15 protein-coding genes, 1 tRNA gene and 1 pseudogene are annotated in these 20,041 nt (G+C 62.4%); 9 read left to right on the top strand and 8 right to left on the bottom strand.

Going from position 1 to position 20,041, the window contains the following annotated elements; translation table 11 throughout:
• Positions 1-16 precede the first annotated feature (16 nt).
• Positions 17-442, top strand: coding sequence for a Dabb family protein (locus AC13EK_RS14075; protein ID WP_234792163.1), 426 nt, complete (start codon positions 17-19; stop codon positions 440-442).
• A 65-nt stretch (positions 443-507) separates the two neighbouring features.
• Positions 508-1,074: a DUF1993 domain-containing protein gene (locus tag AC13EK_RS14070; protein WP_069336584.1), complete on the top strand. Its 567-nt coding sequence runs from the start codon at positions 508-510 to the stop codon at positions 1,072-1,074.
• A 102-nt stretch (positions 1,075-1,176) separates the two neighbouring features.
• On the opposite strand, the gene AC13EK_RS14065 is transcribed toward AC13EK_RS14070, so the two are convergent.
• On the bottom strand, positions 1,177-2,289 hold the full coding sequence (locus tag AC13EK_RS14065; protein ID WP_069336583.1) for an ROK family transcriptional regulator: 1,113 nt from the start codon (positions 2,287-2,289) through the stop codon (positions 1,177-1,179).
• Positions 2,290-2,414: 125 nt separating this feature from the next.
• Here AC13EK_RS14065 and AC13EK_RS14060 point away from each other — a divergent pair, with 125 nt between their 5' ends.
• The 3 genes from AC13EK_RS14060 to AC13EK_RS14050 are packed head-to-tail and all read left to right on the top strand — an operon-like array spanning position 2,415 to position 7,089.
• Positions 2,415-4,910, top strand: coding sequence for a TonB-dependent receptor (locus AC13EK_RS14060; protein ID WP_483022256.1), 2,496 nt, complete (start codon positions 2,415-2,417; stop codon positions 4,908-4,910).
• Positions 4,910-6,088 carry a YdcF family protein gene (locus AC13EK_RS14055; protein ID WP_069336581.1) on the top strand — a complete coding sequence of 393 codons (1,179 nt, stop codon included), beginning with the start codon at positions 4,910-4,912 and terminating at the stop codon, positions 6,086-6,088. Before AC13EK_RS14060 ends, AC13EK_RS14055 begins: the two co-directional genes overlap by 1 nt.
• 8 nt (positions 6,089-6,096) lie before the next feature.
• Complete coding sequence (locus AC13EK_RS14050; protein WP_327197978.1) at positions 6,097-7,089, top strand: phospholipase C/P1 nuclease family protein; 993 nt, start codon at positions 6,097-6,099, stop codon at positions 7,087-7,089.
• Between the two features lie 68 nt (positions 7,090-7,157).
• Here the strand turns inward: AC13EK_RS14050 and AC13EK_RS14045 are convergent.
• Together AC13EK_RS14045 and AC13EK_RS14040 are read right to left on the bottom strand one after the other, a co-directional pair.
• Positions 7,158-8,405 (bottom strand): annotated as a pseudogene (locus AC13EK_RS14045) (MFS transporter); the annotation flags it as partial.
• 280 nt (positions 8,406-8,685) lie between these two features.
• A tRNA-Gly gene (locus tag AC13EK_RS14040) sits at positions 8,686-8,760 on the bottom strand.
• Positions 8,761-8,840: 80 nt separating this feature from the next.
• On the opposite strand from AC13EK_RS14040, the gene AC13EK_RS14035 reads away from it, so the two are divergent.
• Genes AC13EK_RS14035 through AC13EK_RS14025 form a run of 3 tightly spaced genes read left to right on the top strand, consistent with a single transcriptional unit; the run spans position 8,841 to position 11,409 of the window.
• Positions 8,841-9,074, top strand: a complete 234-nt coding sequence (locus AC13EK_RS14035) for a hypothetical protein (protein ID WP_139149968.1) — start codon at positions 8,841-8,843, stop codon at positions 9,072-9,074.
• Positions 9,075-9,110: 36 nt separating this feature from the next.
• Positions 9,111-11,129 carry a TonB-dependent receptor plug domain-containing protein gene (locus AC13EK_RS14030; RefSeq protein ID WP_069336578.1) on the top strand — a complete coding sequence of 673 codons (2,019 nt, stop codon included), beginning with the start codon at positions 9,111-9,113 and terminating at the stop codon, positions 11,127-11,129.
• Between the two features lie 37 nt (positions 11,130-11,166).
• Positions 11,167-11,409 (top strand): DUF1294 domain-containing protein, encoded by a 243-nt coding sequence (locus AC13EK_RS14025; protein ID WP_483022255.1) that lies wholly within the window; start codon positions 11,167-11,169, stop codon positions 11,407-11,409.
• A 654-nt stretch (positions 11,410-12,063) separates the two neighbouring features.
• Here AC13EK_RS14025 and AC13EK_RS14020 read toward each other — a convergent pair.
• From AC13EK_RS14020 to AC13EK_RS14000, 5 genes are all read right to left on the bottom strand, one after another.
• Positions 12,064-13,920: a TniQ family protein gene (locus tag AC13EK_RS14020; RefSeq protein WP_483022254.1), complete on the bottom strand. Its 1,857-nt coding sequence runs from the start codon at positions 13,918-13,920 to the stop codon at positions 12,064-12,066.
• 65 nt (positions 13,921-13,985) lie between these two features.
• Entirely contained in the window at positions 13,986-14,975 is a 990-nt protein-coding gene (locus AC13EK_RS14015) for a TniB family NTP-binding protein (RefSeq protein ID WP_483022253.1), read from the bottom strand.
• On the bottom strand, positions 14,972-17,236 hold the full coding sequence (locus AC13EK_RS14010) for a DDE-type integrase/transposase/recombinase (RefSeq protein ID WP_483022252.1): 2,265 nt from the start codon (positions 17,234-17,236) through the stop codon (positions 14,972-14,974). The genes AC13EK_RS14015 and AC13EK_RS14010 overlap by 4 nt, the downstream gene beginning before the upstream one ends.
• 162 nt (positions 17,237-17,398) lie before the next feature.
• The gene (locus AC13EK_RS14005) at positions 17,399-17,716 is read right to left on the bottom strand and encodes a hypothetical protein (protein WP_010337096.1); all 318 of its coding nucleotides are present in this window, start codon (positions 17,714-17,716) and stop codon (positions 17,399-17,401) included.
• A 26-nt stretch (positions 17,717-17,742) separates the two neighbouring features.
• Entirely contained in the window at positions 17,743-18,396 is a 654-nt protein-coding gene (locus tag AC13EK_RS14000; RefSeq protein ID WP_010337095.1) for a hypothetical protein, read from the bottom strand.
• Positions 18,397-18,764: 368 nt separating this feature from the next.
• Between AC13EK_RS14000 and AC13EK_RS13995 the strand changes: the two genes are divergently transcribed.
• On the top strand, positions 18,765-19,919 hold the full coding sequence (locus AC13EK_RS13995) for a hypothetical protein (RefSeq protein WP_138984437.1): 1,155 nt from the start codon (positions 18,765-18,767) through the stop codon (positions 19,917-19,919).
• Positions 19,920-20,041 lie beyond the last annotated feature (122 nt).

Below are 20,041 nucleotides of genomic sequence, written 5' to 3'. Positions count from 1 at the left end.
CAGGGGACAGAGCATCATGGAAACGAGCAGAAGGGAATTGTTGGCGGCGATGATGGCATTGGGCGGCGCAGGCATGGCCCTGTCCTCGACACAGGCCTCCGCACAGGCCGCGACCCCGGTTCAGGCCAAGCTGGTCCATCATGTCTTCTTCTGGCTGAAGCGGCCGGGCAACCAGGCCGATCGCGACCAGTTGATCGCCGGCCTGCGCACGTTGCGCGCGATCCCCGTGATCCGCGACCTGCAGATCGGCGTGCCCGCCAGCACCGAAAAGCGCGATGTGGTCGATTCCTCCTTCGACGTGTCGGAACTGATGGTCTTCGACAATGCGGTCGACCAGAAAGTCTATCAGGACCACGAAATCCATCAGGCCTTCGTCAAATCCTGCGAACATCTGTGGCAGAAGGTCGTGGTCTACGACATGCAGGTCGTGCCGGATCGCTGAGCCAAGCATCGCAAGGCGGCCCGATCGGCGCTAGGGTCGCTCATCAGTCTTAACGAGAGAAGATCATGATTCTGCCGGATATTCTTGCTCCCACCTATGTCCAGATGCTGGGCGCTTTGTCGGCCTGGCTGGCCAAGGCCGAGGCCGGGACGCAGGATGGCATGGCCGAAACATTGCCGGGCGCGCGGCTGGCGCCGGACATGTTCCCGCTGTCGACCCAGATCCGCTTCGCCTGCGTCCAGGCGCAGGAAGGCATGTACCGGTTGCGCGGCGAAGCCTTCCCGCCGCTGGTCGGGCAGTTGCTCGATGAAGGCCGCAACGCGGGCGAGCATCCCGGATCGATCGCCGACGCGCAGGCAAGAATAGCCGAGACGATTGCGATCGTGGAAAGCCTGGCGGCGGATGCGCCGCCCATCGATCCGGCTGCGCCGATCGCCCATGCTCTGCCGCAGGGCATGATCTTCGACCTCACCGCCGGTCAATTTGCCCGCGACTGGGCGTTGCCGCAATTCTACTTCCACATCATGACCGCCTACGCGATCCTGCGGGCACAGGGCGTGGACCTAGGCAAGGTCGATTATGTGGCCCACATGTTCCCCTATTTGCGGCCCGGCACCCTGCCTGCGCAATGAGGTGAAATAGCGGCGGCAGCGCGTACCCTGTGGTTCATGGCCATGGAGCCGCGTCGTGGCCCGTTTTCGGCATTGCCGTTCATCACCGGCCCGGCGCCGATCCTATGTCTCGGCCGACAGGGCATGGATCGGCAGCAGGGCCGCGCCGAAGGTGATCGGCGATCCATGCAGGTTCGATATTCTGACCGGCGGGCGGCGATGATGGACCGTGGTGACGAGGTCCGCCTGATGCAGGCGATCGGCCAGCCCCTGCAGGATGGTCGATGGCAAGGTGCCGGCCAGCACGATCGCCCCTGGATCGAGCCAGGCGAAGGCGGTATTGCTGACCATCTGCAATTGCTCGGCCGCCCGGTCCAGCCAGGTGTCGATCGTCGGTGCCTGGTCGGCAGCATGGAAATCAATGTCCGCGACCGAGGATAGGTCGCAACCATTGCTGCGGAGCATCGCCAGCAGATCCAGCGGGCTGGGACGCGGCAGATGCCCTGGAAACAGGCAGCCAATCTCGCCCGCCACGCCATATTGACCGCGCATCAGGCGCCCGTCGACAATGACGCCGGCGCCAATGCCGAAGCCCAGCAGCAGCACGACGATCGTGCCGAAATCGCGCAGCAGGCCACCCAGATAATATTCGGCGATCGCTGCGGCATTGGCGTCATTCTCGATCCACAGCGGCCAGCCCATTTCGGCGGACAATATGTCGCGCAGGGGCGCGTCCCTCCAGTTGGGCAGGACGTCGACGACGCTCCACCGATCGCCGGCCGGCGACAGGGATGGTCCCGGCACCGCCACGCCCAGGCCCAGCATGCGGCGTCCCAGCAGGCCGTGCCGGTCCACCAGTTCATGCGTCATGCGCCGCACCTTGCGTGCAAAACCCTGGGGATCGATCGGCGCAACGGCCTCATGATGGGTGGCGATGGTGGCGCCGGTGAAATCGACCAGGGCGATGTCGATGAAGCCCTTGTGCGCCGTCGCGCCGACCGCATAGCCGCCATGGCCGGCCAGCCGCAGGGGAATGGCCGGGCGCCCGCGGCCCTGTGCTTCCGCGCCCGGCACTTCTTCCACCAGATTGAGCCCGATCAGGTCGCGCGACAGGCGGGTGAGGGCGGTCCCGCTGATTTCCAGCGCGGATGCCAGCGCGGAACGGGACAGTGGCCCGGACTTGCGCAGCATCTGCAGGATGCGCCGCTGGTCCTTGTCCAGGGTTGGAAATAGCATGATCGATCCCGCTATCGGTGAAAAGCGACGACCGGTTATGGCGATTTATTTATTTTCACAACAATAATTAAAAATGTCATATCGCACGGCCAGAGGCGCCCCGACCAATTCAGAGGCGACGCATCATGCTCAAGACTTTCCTTGCCTCCGGCACGGCGCTTGCCGCGCTTTGCACCATCACCACGCCCGCCCTGGCGCAGGCCGCCACCGACGCCGCGCCCGCCGCCGAAGCGGCCGCCGACGCCGGCAACGGCCCCAACGACATCATCGTCACCGGCTCCACCCGCGCCCAGCGCCGCTTCGACGTATCCTATGCGATCAACACCATCTCGGCCGAGGATGTGGAGAAGATCGCGCCTGTCAATTTCGCCGACCTGATCGGCCAGCTGCCCGGTTTCCAGACCGAAATCACCGGCGGCGAAGTGCAGAATATCTACCGCATCCGCGGCCTGCCCAATGATGGCGGCTTCGTCAGCTTCCAGCAGGACGGCCTGCCGCTGTTCCACGAGAATGACGGCGTCTTCTTCCGCGGCGACGCGATCCTGAAGCAGGATCTGATGACCGACCATGTGGAAGTCGTGCGCGGCGGCCCGGCCCCGGTCTATGCCAGCTATTCGGGCGCGATCATCAACGCGATCACCGTCACCGGCAGCGACGAAGCGCGCGGCAAGGCCCAGGTCACGCTCGGCGACACCGGCCTCTATCGCCTCGACGCCTATCAGGCCGGCCCGCTCGGCAACGACACCTATTATGCGATCGGCGGCTTCATCCGCTATCATGACGGTTATCGCGACAATGGCTTCGCCAATGACAAGGGCGGCCAGCTGCGCGCCAATATCAAGCATGATTTCGACAATGGATCGATCAAGCTGAACCTCAACTATGTGAACGACCACAACGTCTTCTATCTGCCGATCCCGATCTCCGACCCGCGCGATCCCAGCGTCTCGCTCGACAAATATATCGACTATTTCAACGGCACGATGAATTCGCCGGCGCTGCGCCATGTGAACCTCAAATATCGCGACGGCACCGGCCAGATCCAGAGCCGCACCGGCGACCTGTCGGATGGCCGCCATATGCAGATGGTCAATTTCGGCGCCCAATATGATGGCGACTTCGACGGCTGGCTGGTCTCGGCCAAGGCCGGCTATACCCAGGGCAAGCTCGATTTCAGCGCCTTCTACTCGACCACCAACCCGGCCGACGGCAACGCCTTTGCCGCCGGCTATCTCGCCCGCGCCACGACGGCTTTCGGTGCGGTCGACCATTTCGGCTATACGCTGGCGGGCACCAACACCGTCTATGATCCCTACGCGGCGTCGGGCCTGGTAATGCAGGGCCAGTATCGCGACATCCACTCGAAATTCTATTCGGCCCAGGCCAATCTGTCGGTCGCCAAGAAGTTCGAGACCGGCTTTGGCACCCATGACCTCAAGCTCGGCATCTATGGCAGCTTCTATGGCGAGGACAGCCGCACCCTCTATCAGAATTACCTGATCGAGGTGGCCGGCAAGCCGCGCACGCTGGACCTGGTCGCCTATAATGCCGCCGGCGCGGAAATCGGCCGCGTCACCGACAATGGCGTGCTCAATTATGCAGCCACCCTCAATCAGGGCGACAGCGATGCCAAGATGTTCGCCGTGTTCGCCAACGACACCTGGGAAATCGTGCCGGGCCTGCGCATCGACGCCGGCATCCGTCACGAACGCTACAGCTACAAGGGCTGGGCCGCGCTGACCGAGGCGGCCAATCTGGGCGACACCAGCACCCTGGCGGACGACAGCACCCGCGCCTTCACCGGCGTGATCCTGAACCAGAAACTGAAGCCCAACGTCACCAACTGGACGGTCGGCGCCAATTACGACTTTTCCAGCCATGTCGGCATCTATGGCCGCGCCTCGCACCTCGAAACGCCGCCCAACATCCAGACGGTGATGAGCATCAACCCGACCATCATCACGACCAAGGCCGACCAGTTCGAGGCCGGCCTCAAGCTCGCCTTCGGCCGCTCCTATCTCTACGTCACCGGCTTCTACACCAATTTCGATCCCTTGAACGCCAGCTTCCTGGCCTATGATCCGACCACGGGCCGCAACGATGTCAACGTGCCCTTCATCGGCGAGGCGCAGGTGAAGGGCGTCGAGTTCGACGGCAAGCTGGCGCTGACCAACTGGTTCTCGCTCAACGGCGCGCTCACCATCAGCGATCCCAAATACAAGAATTTCGAAAGTTCGACCGGCGCCGATCCGGAACAGGCCGAAGGCAACCAGATCGTCCGCCAGCCCAAGGTCTACGGCAATATCCGCCCCAGCTTCGACTTCCAGACGGGCGACACCGACGTGTCGGTCTATGGGCGCTACACCTATATGGGCAAGCGCTATGTCGACCTCTACAACAACACCGCGCTGCCGGCCTATGGCACGATCGGCGCGGGCATCACGGCGCGCCATGGCAGCTGGCAGGGAAAGATTGTGGGCGACAATCTGTTCAACGCCCATGGCCTGACCGAAGGCAATACCCGCACCGACTCGCTGAGCGGTCAGGGCAGTGCCGAGGCGATCTATGGCCGCCCGATCTTCGGTCGCAACTTCCGCCTCGTCATCAGCAAGTCCTGGTGATGGCCCGCCGCCTCGGCCGCGTTGCGGCGTCGTTGATGACGATGGCGGCGGTGGCGATCACGCCCGTCCCGGCTCTGGCCGGGGCGGCGCGCGACGCCGTGACGGAGGCGCTGTCGCGGCGCCTCTTTCCCGTGCTGGACGCCCTTGGACACGATCCGGCCGCCCTTGCCGCCTTCCGCGCCCGGCCGGACATGGGTGCGCTGCTCCATGCCCGCGAAGATCGCCGCACGGCGTGTGCCGGCGATGTCGATTGCGTGGCACAGGCCCATATCTGGACCCCGACCGAAATCGCCCTGATGGTGCAGGCTGCGCTGTCGCTGCGTGACGTGCCGGTCGCGGACGATGGTGCCGGTGCGCAGATCCGCCGCGAGGTGGAGGGGATCAACGCCATCCTGCGCAGCTATGCGCTGGGGCAGGTGCCCGCCTATCCCGATATCGACGGCGCTGGCACGATCGACCCGCGCGAGCGCCAGGCCCGGCTGCGCGCCGCCGCCTGGATCGCGCAGACGCCGCGCAAGGGATCGGCCCAGGCGCTGGATTCCAGCATCGACTATGCCCTTGCCCTGCTCGACGTCAGCGACCGCACCGACGCGATCGGCTTCGAGCCGCTGACCGGCGGCCTCAACGCCCCCGCCATGGCGCGAGCCAAAAATATCGACTGGAAACGCTATCGCTACAGCGCGCTGATCGTCACCGGCGTCGGCCCGGAAGTCGACGGCATGGCGCTGAGCCCATTCGGCAAATATCATCTGCGTCTTGCCGCCAACCGCTTTGCCGATGGCGACGCGCCCTTCCTCATCCTGACCGGCGGCCGCGCTCATCCGCGCGCGACCCGCTTTGCCGAGGCGCAGGAGATGCGCCAGGCGCTGATCGAGCGCTATGGCGTGCCGGCCGATGCCATCATCATCGAGCCCTATGCTCGGCACACCACCACCAATTTGCGCAACGCCACCCGCCTGCTGATGGCGATGGCGGCGCCGCTGGACAAGGATACGCTGATCGTCTGCAATCCGGGGCAGAGCGCGATGATCGAAAATCCCCTGTTCGTGCAGCGCAACGACAAGGAACTGGGCTATCAGCCCGGTGCCATCGGCGCGCGCCTGACCCCCACCGAATTGCTGTTTCGCCCGTCGCGGCTGTCCGCGCGGGTCGATCCGCGCGATCCGCTCGACCCCTGAAGGGAGGCATGATGACACGTAAACTGACCTTGGCCCTGGCGCTCGGTGCGCTGGCGTTCAGCCCCGGTGCCGCCATGGCCTGGGGCGGCACCGCCCATGCGGTGATCGACCGCGCTGCGCTCGACGCCATCCCGCAGGACGGCCCCGTCTTCCTCAAGGCCTATACCGATTACATCGCCGCCTCCGCCTCGCTGCCCGACAGCTGGCGCGGGGATTCGGAGAATTTCTCGAAGATCGAGGAAGATCCCAATCATGGCTGGTTCCGGGAGCAATTCTCGTTCCTGAAGCCGATCCCGCGCTCGCGCTATGAATTCGTGATCGCGCTCTACAAACGCTATGAGACGATCAAGGACAGCGATCCGGCGACCGCCGCGCGGACCAATGTCCGCTGGACCGGCACTTTGCCCTATGCGGCGATCGAGGCCTATGACCGGCTGGTCGTCTGCATGCGCCATGTCCGCAAGGCGCAGGCCGAAGGGGGCGACATATCCGTCCCCGCCCAGCATTGCGCCTTCCAGACGATCCGCCTTGGCCATTATATCGGCGATGGCGCCCAGCCGCTGCATGACTCGATCCATTCGGACGGCTGGCGCGGCGACAATCCCGGCGGTTACACCCGCGATCGCAGTATCCACGGCCGCTTCGAAAGCCAGTTCGTCGACGGCATGAAGCTGACCGTGGCCGACATCGCGCCGCGCATCGGCGCACCCGGCCATCGCGACGGCGACATGTTCGATGCAATCCTCGCCTTCCTGGATCAGGCGGGCGATCGGATGGAATATGTCTATCAGCTGGAAAAGCGGGACGGCTTTGCCGATTTCGCCGACAAGGATGTGCGCGCCCTCGTCTATGAACGGACCGCTGCCGGCGCTGCCATGCTGCGCGACATGCTCTGCCGCGCCTGGGCGGAAAGCGCCAGCCCGCCGGCCAGGGTCGTGCCCGCGCCGCTCGATTTCTCCAACCCGCGCTTCAATCCGGAAACCGGATCGGCGCCCGACTGATTGCGTGCCTCCCGCCGTGCCAGCGCTGCGAGCAGCCGGGCATGGCGGGCATGGCCAAGGTCGAAGCGCCGCATCAGCAGGATCGCGCAAAGGCTGCCAAGGACAGGAACGCCCAGCCCCAGGCCGAGCATGCCGGCCTGGACTGCCGCAGTCTGTGCCTGCCCCGGCAAATAGCCCAGCAGGCCAAGTGTCCAGCCGGTCAGACTTGAGAAGGCCGCACCGCTTGCCTTGACCACGACGAGATAGAAGGCGAACAGGCCTGTCTCGAAGCGCCTGCCATGGCGCCATTCCACCACATCGACGGCATCGGCCAGCAACCCCCATGGCAGCATGAACATGCTGGCGAGGCCGACGCCGATCACCGCCGCACAGATGGCCAGGGCAGGTGGCCAGGACAGGCAGGCGGCAAAACCCGCCAGCCCGATGATGCTGACCCCATGCCCCATGGCGAGCAGGGCGCTCTTGCTGAAACGTCTGGTCATGGCGGTCCACAGGATCACGCCTGCGAATTGGCCGATCGTCACGGCCAGCAGCAAGGTCGCGACAAGATCGGGGCGGCGGACGACATAGCTGCCGATATAGAGCAGGGAGCGTCCGAACGCCGGTGCGGCAAATCCGGTGAGCAGGGCCAGAAGAGCCAGTGCCACGACCATCGGGTCGCGAAACGGGATGTCGATGCCGTCCTGCCTTGCGCTTTGCCGGGCGGTGCGGGCGGCACCACCGCTTGTATCGCCGCCGCAGGTCCATGCGCACAGGATCATCGTCAGGGCAAAGACGGCGCCCGTCGCCGCGCCGGTGAGCGCCAGCCGATCGAAGGACCGGGTATTGCCCGCATCTTGCACCAGCGGCGTCAACAAGGTCGCGACAATCAGCGCGCTCGCCGTACTGAACAGCAGTCGATAGCCCGAAACACGGCCCCGCGCGCTGCTGTCGCTGGTCACCTGCGCCATCAGCGCATTGTGCGGCACGTCGATGATGGCATAGGCGCCCCGAAATATCAGCAAGGCTATGGCCAGCATCCATAGCTGCCGGGCGCCAAGCAAGGGCATGGCATAGAGCAGGGCGAAGGCGATCGCGCAGGGCGTTGCTGCCACCGCCACCATCCAGCGATAGCCCTTGCCGACATGCCGCAGGCGGATCGTCAGCCGCGCCGCCAGCAGATCGAAGATCAGGTCGCCGCACAGCGCGGCGAGCATCAGCCATCCCGCCGTCGTCGCGCCAAGGTTCAGCACGTCGCTCAGCAGGAACAATATCGTCAGATCCGCGCCGCTGAAAACCAGTGCCTTGCCGAAATTGCCGGAGGCATAGGCCAGCATGCGGCCATCGTCCCGTGTCCAGATCACCTCGATCGCCCCTGATGGTCGTGACCGCACGGGGAATTGCGGAATGCGTCGCGCCTAGAAGCGCATTCTTTCATTTGTGCGACAAAGGCGTTGGGAATGGGACTGGTGGCTTATCGCCATTGGCAGCCCTTGACCACATGACAGGGCGGGCCACAGGCAGATCAGGGCCGCGTGGCCGCAGCAGGAAAGCGCATGTGACAACGCGGCCTTGCTGCCCCCGAAGGGTGATTATCGCATCGATTTCTGGGAAATCTGGAGCGGGCGAAGGGATTCGAACCCTCGACCCCAACCTTGGCAAGGTTGTGCTCTACCCCTGAGCTACGCCCGCTCTTGGCGGCCGGGAGAGTGTGTCCCTCTCGGCGGGTGGCGGCGAACTAGCAGTGGTTTCCAAAGTCGGCAAGGGCTGAATTGCAGAAAAATGAAAAACTTTTTGAAAAAGGAAAAAATCCCCCGTTTTCCGGGGGTTTTGGCGGTGTGATTAAATTGGCGGGTGGCGCCGGGGCGAACGCGGCTGCGGATCGGCCCATGGCGAATCGTCGAATCATGCCGCCTTTGGCCATGGTGTGCATGTATCTGCGCGATATTGGTGATGGCAGCGCTGCCGGTGGTCGCGGCTTGACAGTGGCGGGCGCGACTTCCTAGTCCCCGATGCAAAATCGGACCAAGGGGACGCGCTTCATGAAAATCCTGCCGCTGCCGTTGATGCTGTGCGCGCTGCCCGGCGTCGCCGCTGCCCAGGCGCCCGATGTGACGGCGGATGAGGCCGCGTCGATCGTGGTGACGGGCACGGGGCTGAGTCTGCCGCCTGGGACGCCGGCCTATGGCTCTGTGGTGATCGACCGGGATCGGCTGGAGGATGCGGCGTCGGGGCGGATCGAGAGCGTGCTGGCCGATGTCGCGGGCTTCCAGCAGTTCCGCCGCTCTGACAGTCGCGCGTCCAATCCCTCGAACCAGGGCGCCACCCTGCGAGCGCTGGGTGGCAATGCGTCGAGCCGGACGCTGGTGCTGCTCGATGGCGTGCCGGTGGCTGATCCCTTCTTCGGCTATATCCCCTTTTCGGCTTTGGTGCCCGACCGGCTGGCGCTGGTGCGGGTGACGCGCGGCGGCGGGAGTGGCGCGTTCGGGGCCGGCGCGGTCGCCGGCACGATCGAACTGGCCAGCGCCACCCGCGACCAGATGCCGCACTTCGGCGCCAGCGCCTTCTATGGCAGCAGGGATGCGACCGAGCTGTCCGCCAGCATCGCGCCGGATCTGGGCAGTGGTTACGTGTCGCTGTCCGGTCGCTGGGATCGGGGTGACGGTTTCCAGACCACGCCCCGCGACCAGCGCGTCGCCGCTACCGTGCCCGCCGCCTATGACAGCTGGTCGACCAATTTGCGCGCGGTCGCGCCGATCGACGCCACCTCGGAAATCCAGTTTCGCGGCACCTTGTTCCAGGATAATCGCACGCTGCGCTTTGCCGGCGCCGACAGTGTGAGTCAGGGCCAGGATGCCAGCATCCGCTATATCAGCCGCGGCCGCTGGCAGGTCGATGCGCTCGCCTATCTCCAGGCGCGCAACTTCTCCAATATCGTCATCTCCTCCACCAGCTTCCGCAAGTCGCTCGACCAGCGCAACACGCCCTCGACCGGGATCGGCGGCAAGATCGAGCTGCGCCCGCCGGTGGGCGAGGAGCATGTACTGCGCATCGGCGTGGATAGCCGCTTTGCCACCGGCGACATGTATGAGGATGCCTATAATGCCGGCGTCGCCAGCAACCCGCTGACATCGCGCCGCCATGCCGGTGGCGATCAGATCACCAGCGGCATCTTTGCCGAGGATGACTGGACGATTGGCAATCTGGTCCTGACCGGCGGCGTGCGCGCCGATCGCTGGTCGATCCGCAACGGCTTCTACAAGGCGGTCAGTGCGGCCGGCCTGGTGACGCAGGACAGCGCCTACGCCAATCGCTCCGACTGGGAATTTTCCGGTCGGGCCGGCGCGCTCTACCATGTGAGCGATGCGGTGGCGCTGCGCGGCGCGGCCTATAGCGGCTTCCGTCTGCCCACGCTCAACGAGTTGTATCGCCCCTTCGTCGTCTTCCCGATCACCACCCAGGCCAATGCGGCGCTCAAGCCCGAGAAGCTGAAAGGTGTGGAGGGCGGCATCGACCTGACCCCGACATCCGGGGTGCAGCTGTCCGCCACGCTCTTCTACAATCGGCTCGACGATGCGATCGCCAATGTCACCATCGACAGTGTCACCCGCAAGCGGCAGAATGTGAACGCGATCGTGGCCAAGGGCGTGGAACTGACCGCCAGCGCGCAGCTGCCGGCCGATTTCTCGCTGCTGGCTTCCTATGCCTATAGCCACAGCAAGGTCGATGCGCCGGGCATGGCATTTGACGGCTTCGCCCCGGCGCAGGTGCCGCGCCATTTCGCCAGCGCGACCCTGGCCTGGGCGCTCAAGGCCGGGCCGGAGCTGTCGGCGACGCTGCGCTACACGGCCAAGCAATATGAGGATGATCTGCAGAGCGATGTGCTGCCCGATGCGCTGACGCTGGACGCCCTCGCCCGGTTGCCGATCGGCCATGGCATCAGCCTGGTCGCGCGCGGAGAAAATCTGTTCGACGAGGATATCGTCACCCGCAATGCCGGTGGATCGATCGATCTGGGCACGCCCAGGACGCTTTGGATCGGCGTCACCGTGCGCGGTTGAGCCTATTCCCGTCGCGCAGTTTCTTGTGCTCGCCTGGTTGCTGCTGGCGAACCTGATGGCCTTCATGCTGTTCGGGTTCGACAAGCGTCGGGCCGTGCGGGGGATGGCGCGAATCCGCGAGCGGACCTTGTTGCTCTGGGCGCTTGCAGGCGGGACGCCGGGTGCATTTGCCGCGTGCCAACTCTTTCGTCACAAGACGCGCAAACAACCTTTCGTCCGGCTGCTATGGCTGATCGCCGCGGCGCAGGCGTTGGTCCTCGCCGGATGGGCGATGATCTGATTTTTCATCTGTCGGTGACCAGACCCGCTGAAGAACTTCGGCCTAACGCTCTGAAAAATAACATTATGCGATTTTCGACCCACTGGGCGAAACCCGCTAAAGGGCTTCGAATAACGCGGATGACCCGTTAAAGCGCTACAAGCGATTATAGCCCGCCATATCCCTTACAAATGGAACAAAAAAAAGGCCGGCAGAACGCCGGCCGAAATGGCCAGTTATCTCGAATGATCAGGCTGCGTGCTTCCGTTTCGCAATCCGTTGCTCGCGCACCTTGCATTTCGCTCGAAGAGACCTGGGACTGCGCAATGGAGAATAGGCACCACGACGCGTATCGATGATGTGACGTCGTTCAAGCCGCTGCAGAGCTTGGAGAACCAGCCTTGGTTCGAAGACATGTCCCAAGCCAGCCAGATAGAGCAGCGCAGGTGTCGTGCACCATGGCAAGCCGATGTAGGTCATGGGCGCATGGCTCGCTTCTCCGCTCAGGGTAAGGCCCCGCGACACTGCTGCACAGCAGGTCTCCAACGAGACAGGACGCCCCATCTCCGTCGTGAAAATATCATGTAGCGAACGTGTGAGGCGCTCGATGTGGTGGATGCTATGATAGGTAACCAACATACTCTCACTCCTTCTACGAATTTTTCGATGGTGCGATCAGAGGCGTTTGCCAGCTTCTTTGGCGAACAAATCTTCGACAGATCGTCGATCCCAGCCAGTGGGACCGAGGCGAGGAAACCGACGCTCGTCGTGAAGTTCTGCCGGCATCCTCCGGCCGCTTCCCCACCGTGCGAGTATCTCGCCGCCGCTTATTCGTTCCCCAGCCAGCTTCAGGACAGAAGTGCGGCACAGCCGTCCATCGTGCAGGATCGTCGACGCCAGTTCACACTTGAGGGCACAACCCATCGCCCGCGGATACAGGTTGAGAACTTCCTCAGCATCCCGGCGTGACATTGCTGTCTCGAAGGCGAAGGCGTGCCCCGACCTCTCGAATTGGCAGCGCAGGATCTCGGCGACCTGATCCGCTGCGACTTGAATTCTGCGGGCGAGCGGTGCTGCTCCACTCACTAGGCGAAACCTCACCCGGCGATCGCGGAGACGTCCAATGATCGGACCCCACGGCTTTTCTCCACCGCCAAGTTGCACCAGAACCTTGCGCAGGGGGCGCCAATGACTTTCGCCAGCGGCATCGATGACAGGGCTGCTTTCGATCTCCTCGATAAGATCGTCCACATCCGACTTTGATACCTGAAGGCCCCTGTACATCTCTTGGACGATGCCGTCGGGTATCGCAGATATCTGTCCCATGCAGACCAACTGCTCTATGCCGTACGCCGGTATGCCCAGACGCTCCGTCACGCTCCCGAGCGTCGATCGATCCTCGATGTGCGGCTTGAGTTCTTCCAGCCTCCTTAGCGAGAAAACGGCATGGACGCGCTTCTGGCCGCTGGCCGCCCGCGCATCGATCAGCCCCAGCCGACGCAGGCGGGTGATCTGGAAGGTCGAAACGCCAAGGAGCGTTGCGCCCTGCTCAGCGTCACCGGCATAGTCGACAAAGTCAGCAATGAACGTCCTGTCTTTAGTCGCCAGATGCGGCACCACCGACTTCAAGACTGCACGGTGCGTAGCGCTCGGGAAATAACTCCATATCCGCTTTCGAAGGCTGGCCAAGTTGGACATCACCTCGTCTGCGTCGCCGTTGGAGGCGATCTCCTCAAGCATCCGCGACAGCGGACTGGGCCATCGGTCAAGGCATTGCGCACCCGCGACCAACGTGTCCAAGATTTGATCACGATCCAGGTGGCGAACCTCGCCTCGTCGCGTGCTATCCAGCCCATTCACAAACATTCCGAACCGCCAGATGAGGTCGAAAACGAACCCTCGCTCCATTCCAGCGAGTTGTTCCGGCAAAATCGCTTGTGCCGCCTGATGCACGTTCGCATCAGGATCCAGCAGCCTCACTATTGGCGCAGCGATGTCGAACCGCTTTGCATCGACCCGAAATCCACAAACCGAGCTGAGGTCAAATCGGCATTCCGGGTTATCGCAAACTGAAATGCCATGTGATCTCTGCCAGCCCAATTCTTCAGAGCATTGCGGACATTCGCTCATCAGCCACTCGCCAGTGACGTGACAGAACGGCACCAAAGCATGGCTCCATATCGCGCGGTGATAGGGCGCGTGGGCCAGTTGCGACGCGCATACTCTCCTAACGGTGAAATCCAGATCCCGGCGGGGCACTGCGGCGCCGAAGAAGGACACCAGAACCTGTCCATCCGATCGTTCGACTGCTCGATAGCGGCGCTTCTCCACCTCATCCACAGGAGCACGCAGAACGTGAGCGATTCTGCCGCTATCGAACTGGGGATCGACCGGCATAACGAACGCTCTTGCGTGGGAAGCCCCTGAAGCATGAAGCGCCGGCCAAGTCGTTTCGTAGACGTTCTCCGCGCAGGTTCTGGAGAATAGGCCCATCAGACTCTCATCCTGCGGTATGTCCTGCGTTCCCCACATTAGGCGGGGAATGCCTGAAAACCTTTCGGTGGAAGTCTGGCTACTTTGTGTCGTGCAACCGCCCATCAGCCACCTACTTCCGCGAAGAAGGGATTCTTGAGAATGATCGCCTGATCAACGGCCCAGGTCTCGGTGGCGGACTGGAGATCGCAAAGTTCGATCATCTCAGCCTCACGACGACATGCCCTTCCCAGCGCTACGCGAACGAGATTGACAGCCATGCCAAGTCGCCCACCTGAAACCTCCATGATGCATGCGGGGATGAGGCCATCTCCAAGTCCCGCAGTCTTGGGCATAAGGTTCTTGGCCACGATTGCCCGGTCAAGGCGCTGAAGGAATCCTGCGAAATCCTTTCTGTCCTGCTTGGACGTCGTGTACGGTTCGATATCGGCTGGCGGCATCATACGGTTTGAAAGCTGGACGTTGCTTTGGAGCATGTCCTTGGCTTCGCTGGTTCCAACGAGAACGAGCGGCACGATGCCGTCGTCCAAAAACCGCTTCAGTCTATCCGTAACTTCGTCGGTCATCTTCGAGCCAACAGCGAGATGCTGAACCTCGTCGATCACCAGAAGTTCGACGCCATGATTTGCGATCTGAGTATAGGCCCGGCGCCGAAGGACTTCCTCGGTGTCGCTGGCGCTGATCAGTTCATCACCCAGTTCCGTGAGCACGGCGACCCACCAGCCGCGCACCTTGATTTTTGGATGTACCGACAAGACCACCACGGGACGACAGCGCCCCTTGTCCTCCTCGGGCAATCGCGCCTCCAGCTTCTCAGCATATTTAAGGATGATGGTCGTCTTGCCCGACCCGCTGGGAGCCAACACGCGCAAGGCGCGCTTGCGCTTTCCAGGCTGCGCCAATCCCAGGAGCCTCAGTTGATCGATCTTCGCGAAGACCGGATAATGTCGCGGGTTGGAGACGAAAATCTCGTCATATCCGTCGATGATCGCAGACTCATTAACGAACGCTGCGGTCGACTCGGCCGGAAAGGGATTTCCGGTTTTCGGAAGGAAATCCTCCTTAGTGAACAGCTTGGGCGTGTTAGCCATCATTCGAACTCCCTGAAACGGTCATCATCGTCGTCGCTGCCCTCAATCGGGGGCTGAGCCTCACCGATGTCGAGATCCTGCTTGTCGTCACCGTCGTGCGTTTCGTCCTCATCCCCCAAATCCTGCTCTTCTTGGTTGCTCTGGGATTTGGATTTTCCTGTTCCCACACCTGGGCGGTCTGGCTTGATGTCCGCATCCTCGCGCATTTCGTTCGTCTGATGCTCGATGATCGGTCCCATGCCGTGATGAGTTGGCTCGGCCTCCTCTAGGGTGACTTGCATGTGACCAGCCGCCGACTGCCCCGTCATCCGCGCGACGGCCCGGCGCTCGCGAGGCCGCATTTCTGGCGCCAGCTCCAGGATGAGATCATTGAGCTGGCGCCGCGCATCCAGACGTTCTTCGACGGAGTTGAATGCGAGGCTCTTGCGCTTCGCCCAGTCTTTGATCTGACGGTGCTGCCAAAGGGTCAGGCCATCGGCGTAAGCCTGATCAACGCACGGCAGTTCCACCCACCTGTTGGAAACGTGATTCCATACCCAAACGCATCGCAGGTTGGCAGGATTATACTTGATCCTGACCGTAGCCACGGTCGCGCCGCTCTTCACCCTTCTGTTGTGCGGCTCGGCTCCGACCAACTCATCATTCAAATGCCGGCTGATGATTGCGTCGTGAAACGTGAGCCCGAACAGCCGGATTCCACCTCGATAGAGTCGCCGCCCATGCAGGGTGACACCTGTGTTGATATCGATGCGCGTCTCGTCCAGGATCATGTCGCGGCCATGAGCTTCCATGGACATTTGCCATTTGTTGGCCGGCTGCACGCCTAGCGCACTGTGAACGGTCACGTGGTAGGCGTTCACGAACTCGGAAATAAGGAACTGAAGCTCGGTGAGCGTCAGCGCCGCCTGCTTCTCAGGATCGATGTTGAACTCACGCAGCAACGCTGGCGTGAAGGTGTAGCCCGGCAGCTTTTCAAGCAGGTAAGTCTTGAGCGTGTAGAAGAAGCGCTCGAGCATCGCCTTGTGCCGGGGCGAACCAACCGCAGCCAGCTGCAAGGTAATACCAAGATCGGCGCAGACCTGCTGGAAGGATGCAGATGCGAATCCGGTACCGTTGTCGGCGATCAGCCTGTCCAGCTTGCCGTTGATTCTCTGAAGGACCGGATAGCGCGCAGCCATCTCCGGTCGGATCTGCTTCGGCCGATTGGCACGACGGATGACTTCTGCCGCAGTGTGGTGATTGGGCGGAACGAAGTCGAGCATCCAACCCAGGATGCAGCGCGAGTAGACATCCATGATCACCGTCAGCCATGGGCGTCCTGCCGGCATGCACCGATCGGCGTCGAAGACCGTGACCGCATCGAGCACGGTGTCGTCGATCAGCCCGATGGCCAGAATCTTTGTCGGATTGAGCGGCTGTCCCTGGCCGTCCCATCGTGATCGCGCGGCCGCCTCGCCGAACTTGCGGGCGTAGCTATCTCGGTTGAGCCCCGCGTTTATGTATCGCCTGACGGTCTCCTTCGACGGACAGTCCAGAGGAGGGAGAGCCCCCTCCGCGCGAACGGCGTTCCTTTTCGCGATTAGGTCTGTCATCTCGGCGAGGGCATCCACCTGACGACGCCCCGAATCATCATAGTACCAGGACTGTAGCTCCTGCAGCGCCTCGATCACCTCAGGGTCGAGCCTCGGTTCGCGGGAACCAAGCCCGGTCTTGTTCATAACCTGGGCAAGGGTAGCGACCATGGGATCCAGCTTGCGAAGCCAGGTCCGAATCGTGCTGATTTCGGGACAGGTCATCCGAACGACGTCCGGGCGTTCGAGCGCGATAGCCTCGACCCTCGCCTGGAACCGCTCGTTCCAGATCCGATCCTTGATGCTGCCCATCTTCGGATCGTCGCCTCCGGTCGCGACCTCCGCGATCGCGCGCAGAAAGTCTCGACGGACCTCAGCGTAAGGGTCCTTCGCCAGGATCTGCTCGCGATCCATGTCGAGCGCCGCGAGGTCGGCCGGCACGGCGGTTGGTGGCGCATCCAGGACTTGTATGCGGCCTTGGGCAAGCATTTCTTCAAGCCACGAGACGTCGGGAATGCGCAGTTCGCCGGTTAGCGGATCGACGACCTTGAACTGCTTGTGTTCCCGCAGACAGTCGATTTCGAGCAGGCCCTCGGCGAACACCCTCTTGAAGAGAAGGCGCCGACCGTCGTCGAGTAAGACGACCTTTCCGAAGATGCCGTTCACCGCGGCATCCACATATTCATTCTTCATATGATACTCCTGACTACATGGCGTTCGCAGGCGCGTAGAGGCACCAGCGGCGGCCGGAGAGCCTCCGTGTCGTTTTCGTCCAGTAGGTTCGGGAAAGAGTGCGACTGCGCCGGAATGGCGCGTCAGCTTCGTTCCGCCAGCATTACAGCCGGGGCGGAGTGATTATGCAGCAATGAGGCGGCCGGCGACCATCCCGGCCTCAAGCCACGCGATCGTGGGCATCGTCGGGTCCGGATCGTGATCCGAGTCGAGATGATCGAAAGACTGAACGATCTGGCCGGCCGCATCCAGGTCGACCAAGTCGCAGAGCGACAGCGACAGTGTGCTATCGACAATGTCGTCGACGTCGCGATCCAACCGCCGGAGGAGGACCATTCCGCCGCCTCGGCGATCGAATTCGAGCCGGGAGTAGCACTCGCATTTGATCCCGGCGATCACCGCCTGTGCGCTTGGCACGAGCCAATTATAGGCATCTGACATTGAACACCTCCTTTGGTTGATCGGCTTCAGGCTGCGCGCGACAGGGGCTTCTCGAGCGCGTCAAAGAGGCCCGGAATAAAATCGGGAAGCGGCGGCACCGCGCGCACCGCACTGTCGCGACTGATCTTCCGGTCAAGATCGATGGACACGATACGGTGCACCATCATGGCGCAGACCACCGCCATCCCGTTCGCCGGATCGGAAGCGAGCGCATCGGCAAGGCGCCCCAGAGAGACCGTTCCCAAGCTGTCCAGCAGGTCTTGGGCGATGTAGCGCTGCCGGATCGTGATAGGCACGAAACGATAGGTCTGAACGAACTCGCAATTGGCGATGAACGTGTTCGTTCCCAACGAGGACCTGACCTCCCTCACATATTTGGCACCCAGAGCTTCGGCGGCCAGCTGGCCGAGCCAAACCTGGCGCCGCGCCTTTTCGGTATTGAAGGCAGCCCAGTCGTGCTTGAACTCGATCAGGGAGAGGGTCAGGTCGTCCTCGAGCCGGGCGCGATCTAGGACCGTGCTCCATCTGCCGCTAGACGTGCGAAGTTCCACACGACAGGGCTGCCCCCAAATCTTGACCGTGGAAGTGACGCTTTCGTCTTTCCAGGCCGCAGTGAGATCGGTTCCTGCCTCGATCGGGATCGTGCACCGGCTACGCGCCGAGGCGTAGGCGGCATTCATGGTCCAGGACCGGCCCGACATCGTCGTCCTGATCGAAGGCCCCACAGTGGGCCGTACGATCGTCAGGACTGCGTCGCCGCCGACTTGCGGCAAGGCGATGTCGAACTGATGTGAACGGAGATCGGATTGCTGATGCAGCGGCCCGCTTCCTCTTTTTCTCCCGTTTCCGCCTGTCCTTCTGGTGCGAGAGGAGATCGATTTTTCTAGTCTCATACAGCCATCCTATACATGATAGGGTTCGCATATATGCGATCTGCATTCAGCCACAAGACCCAGCAATCTTAAATGTGATATATTTTGCAGTTTGGAGGAATCCGGGGGTTGCAAAAGGCATTTTCAAACGGCGAGAGCGTGCTAGTGGAGCGGTTGTGCAGGAACCTTCCGCCCATCGCCGGACCGAAGAAAGCGTGTTCAATCGGCTCAAGTATCAGCCGACGGACGACGACTTCGTGTTTCTCCAGACGCTGCAACCTAAGCAGCATGGGGAGCTGATGGCCCGCCTATCCGCTTTTGCGGACATGGAAGCTGGCACTAAGACACGTGTGGCAGCCAAGGCGGCAGGCGTCAGCGAGCCTACGATGTTCAGGCTCAAGAGGATCTGGAAGGAAACCAAAGATCTGAAGAGCATCGCTGGGCTGACCGCGAGAGCCAAGCGTGGCGTCACCAAGACCGAAGACTTCGCGAAGGCGTTCGACATCGCGTCAAAGATGGCAGAGGATCCGGAAGTCAGAGACCTACCTCTGAAGGTGTTTGCGTCCCGGATCAGCGAAGCAATGGGCAAGAAGATCTCGGTCAATGGCGCCGGCCGGATCGCAAGGGACGTCCTGCGGGAACTCAGATCCGCCAAAGGCAACCTCTCCAACGCCTATGGTCGCGACGTGTTTCTGGATGCGACTGCGGTTTCCCTGACTATACAAGATGGCTCCGGCAAGCTGCAAATCGGTATTCTTGCTCTCTTGGTCGAGCAAGCGTCCGGCCTAATTCTCGCGGCGCGGGTCGCTACGGAAGATACTGCAGGTGATGCACAGGCTCAGGTACTGAAGGAAGCGCAGGACTTCGTCGCAAACGAGCGCGTGGACGTTACGGCGCCAGAACTTGCCGCGTTCTGGGCGGCCATCGCGCCGCAAAGCGATCCCGAAGCCGTCGATCTGGGGCATCGCCTGACCGAAGCATTTGGGAAAGACCATGTCGATCAAACCGGCCAACGCCGCTTCGGACGTAGGACGATCCAGTACATAGGACCAGTGATCGGACGATTGCGGCTGTTACCCGGTGCGACCGTGGGAGGGGATGTTAAGGTAGCTAAGATCCGCGCGCTCGGCCGGGTTCCCATGTCGCTCTCGCAGGCCCAATCCGTCCTAGACGGCATAGTGACCGAACATAATTCCAAGATACTTAATCGCCTGCGGCAGGATGCCATCGTCCCGCCGCAGGCCACAAAGTTCGTACCCGGCGCGATAAGTGCGACCCTGAGCAAGACTACGCCACCTCCGCCTCCGAGGCCAATACGGATCTGGGGCTGATCCCATGGCGGCCGGCCGCCAGAATTTGCCTTTCGCTAACCATTGAATTGGTGGCAGGCGCGGCCAATCTTGGGCGATCGGCCCCTCAAACTGACGGCGATCATCGGCCTCACCTCCAACAG

Source organism: Sphingobium sp. L-44 (genome assembly GCF_056859495.1).
The sequence above is the reverse complement of the archived record's forward strand: the minus strand, read 5'-3'. Positions and strand labels throughout refer to the sequence as shown.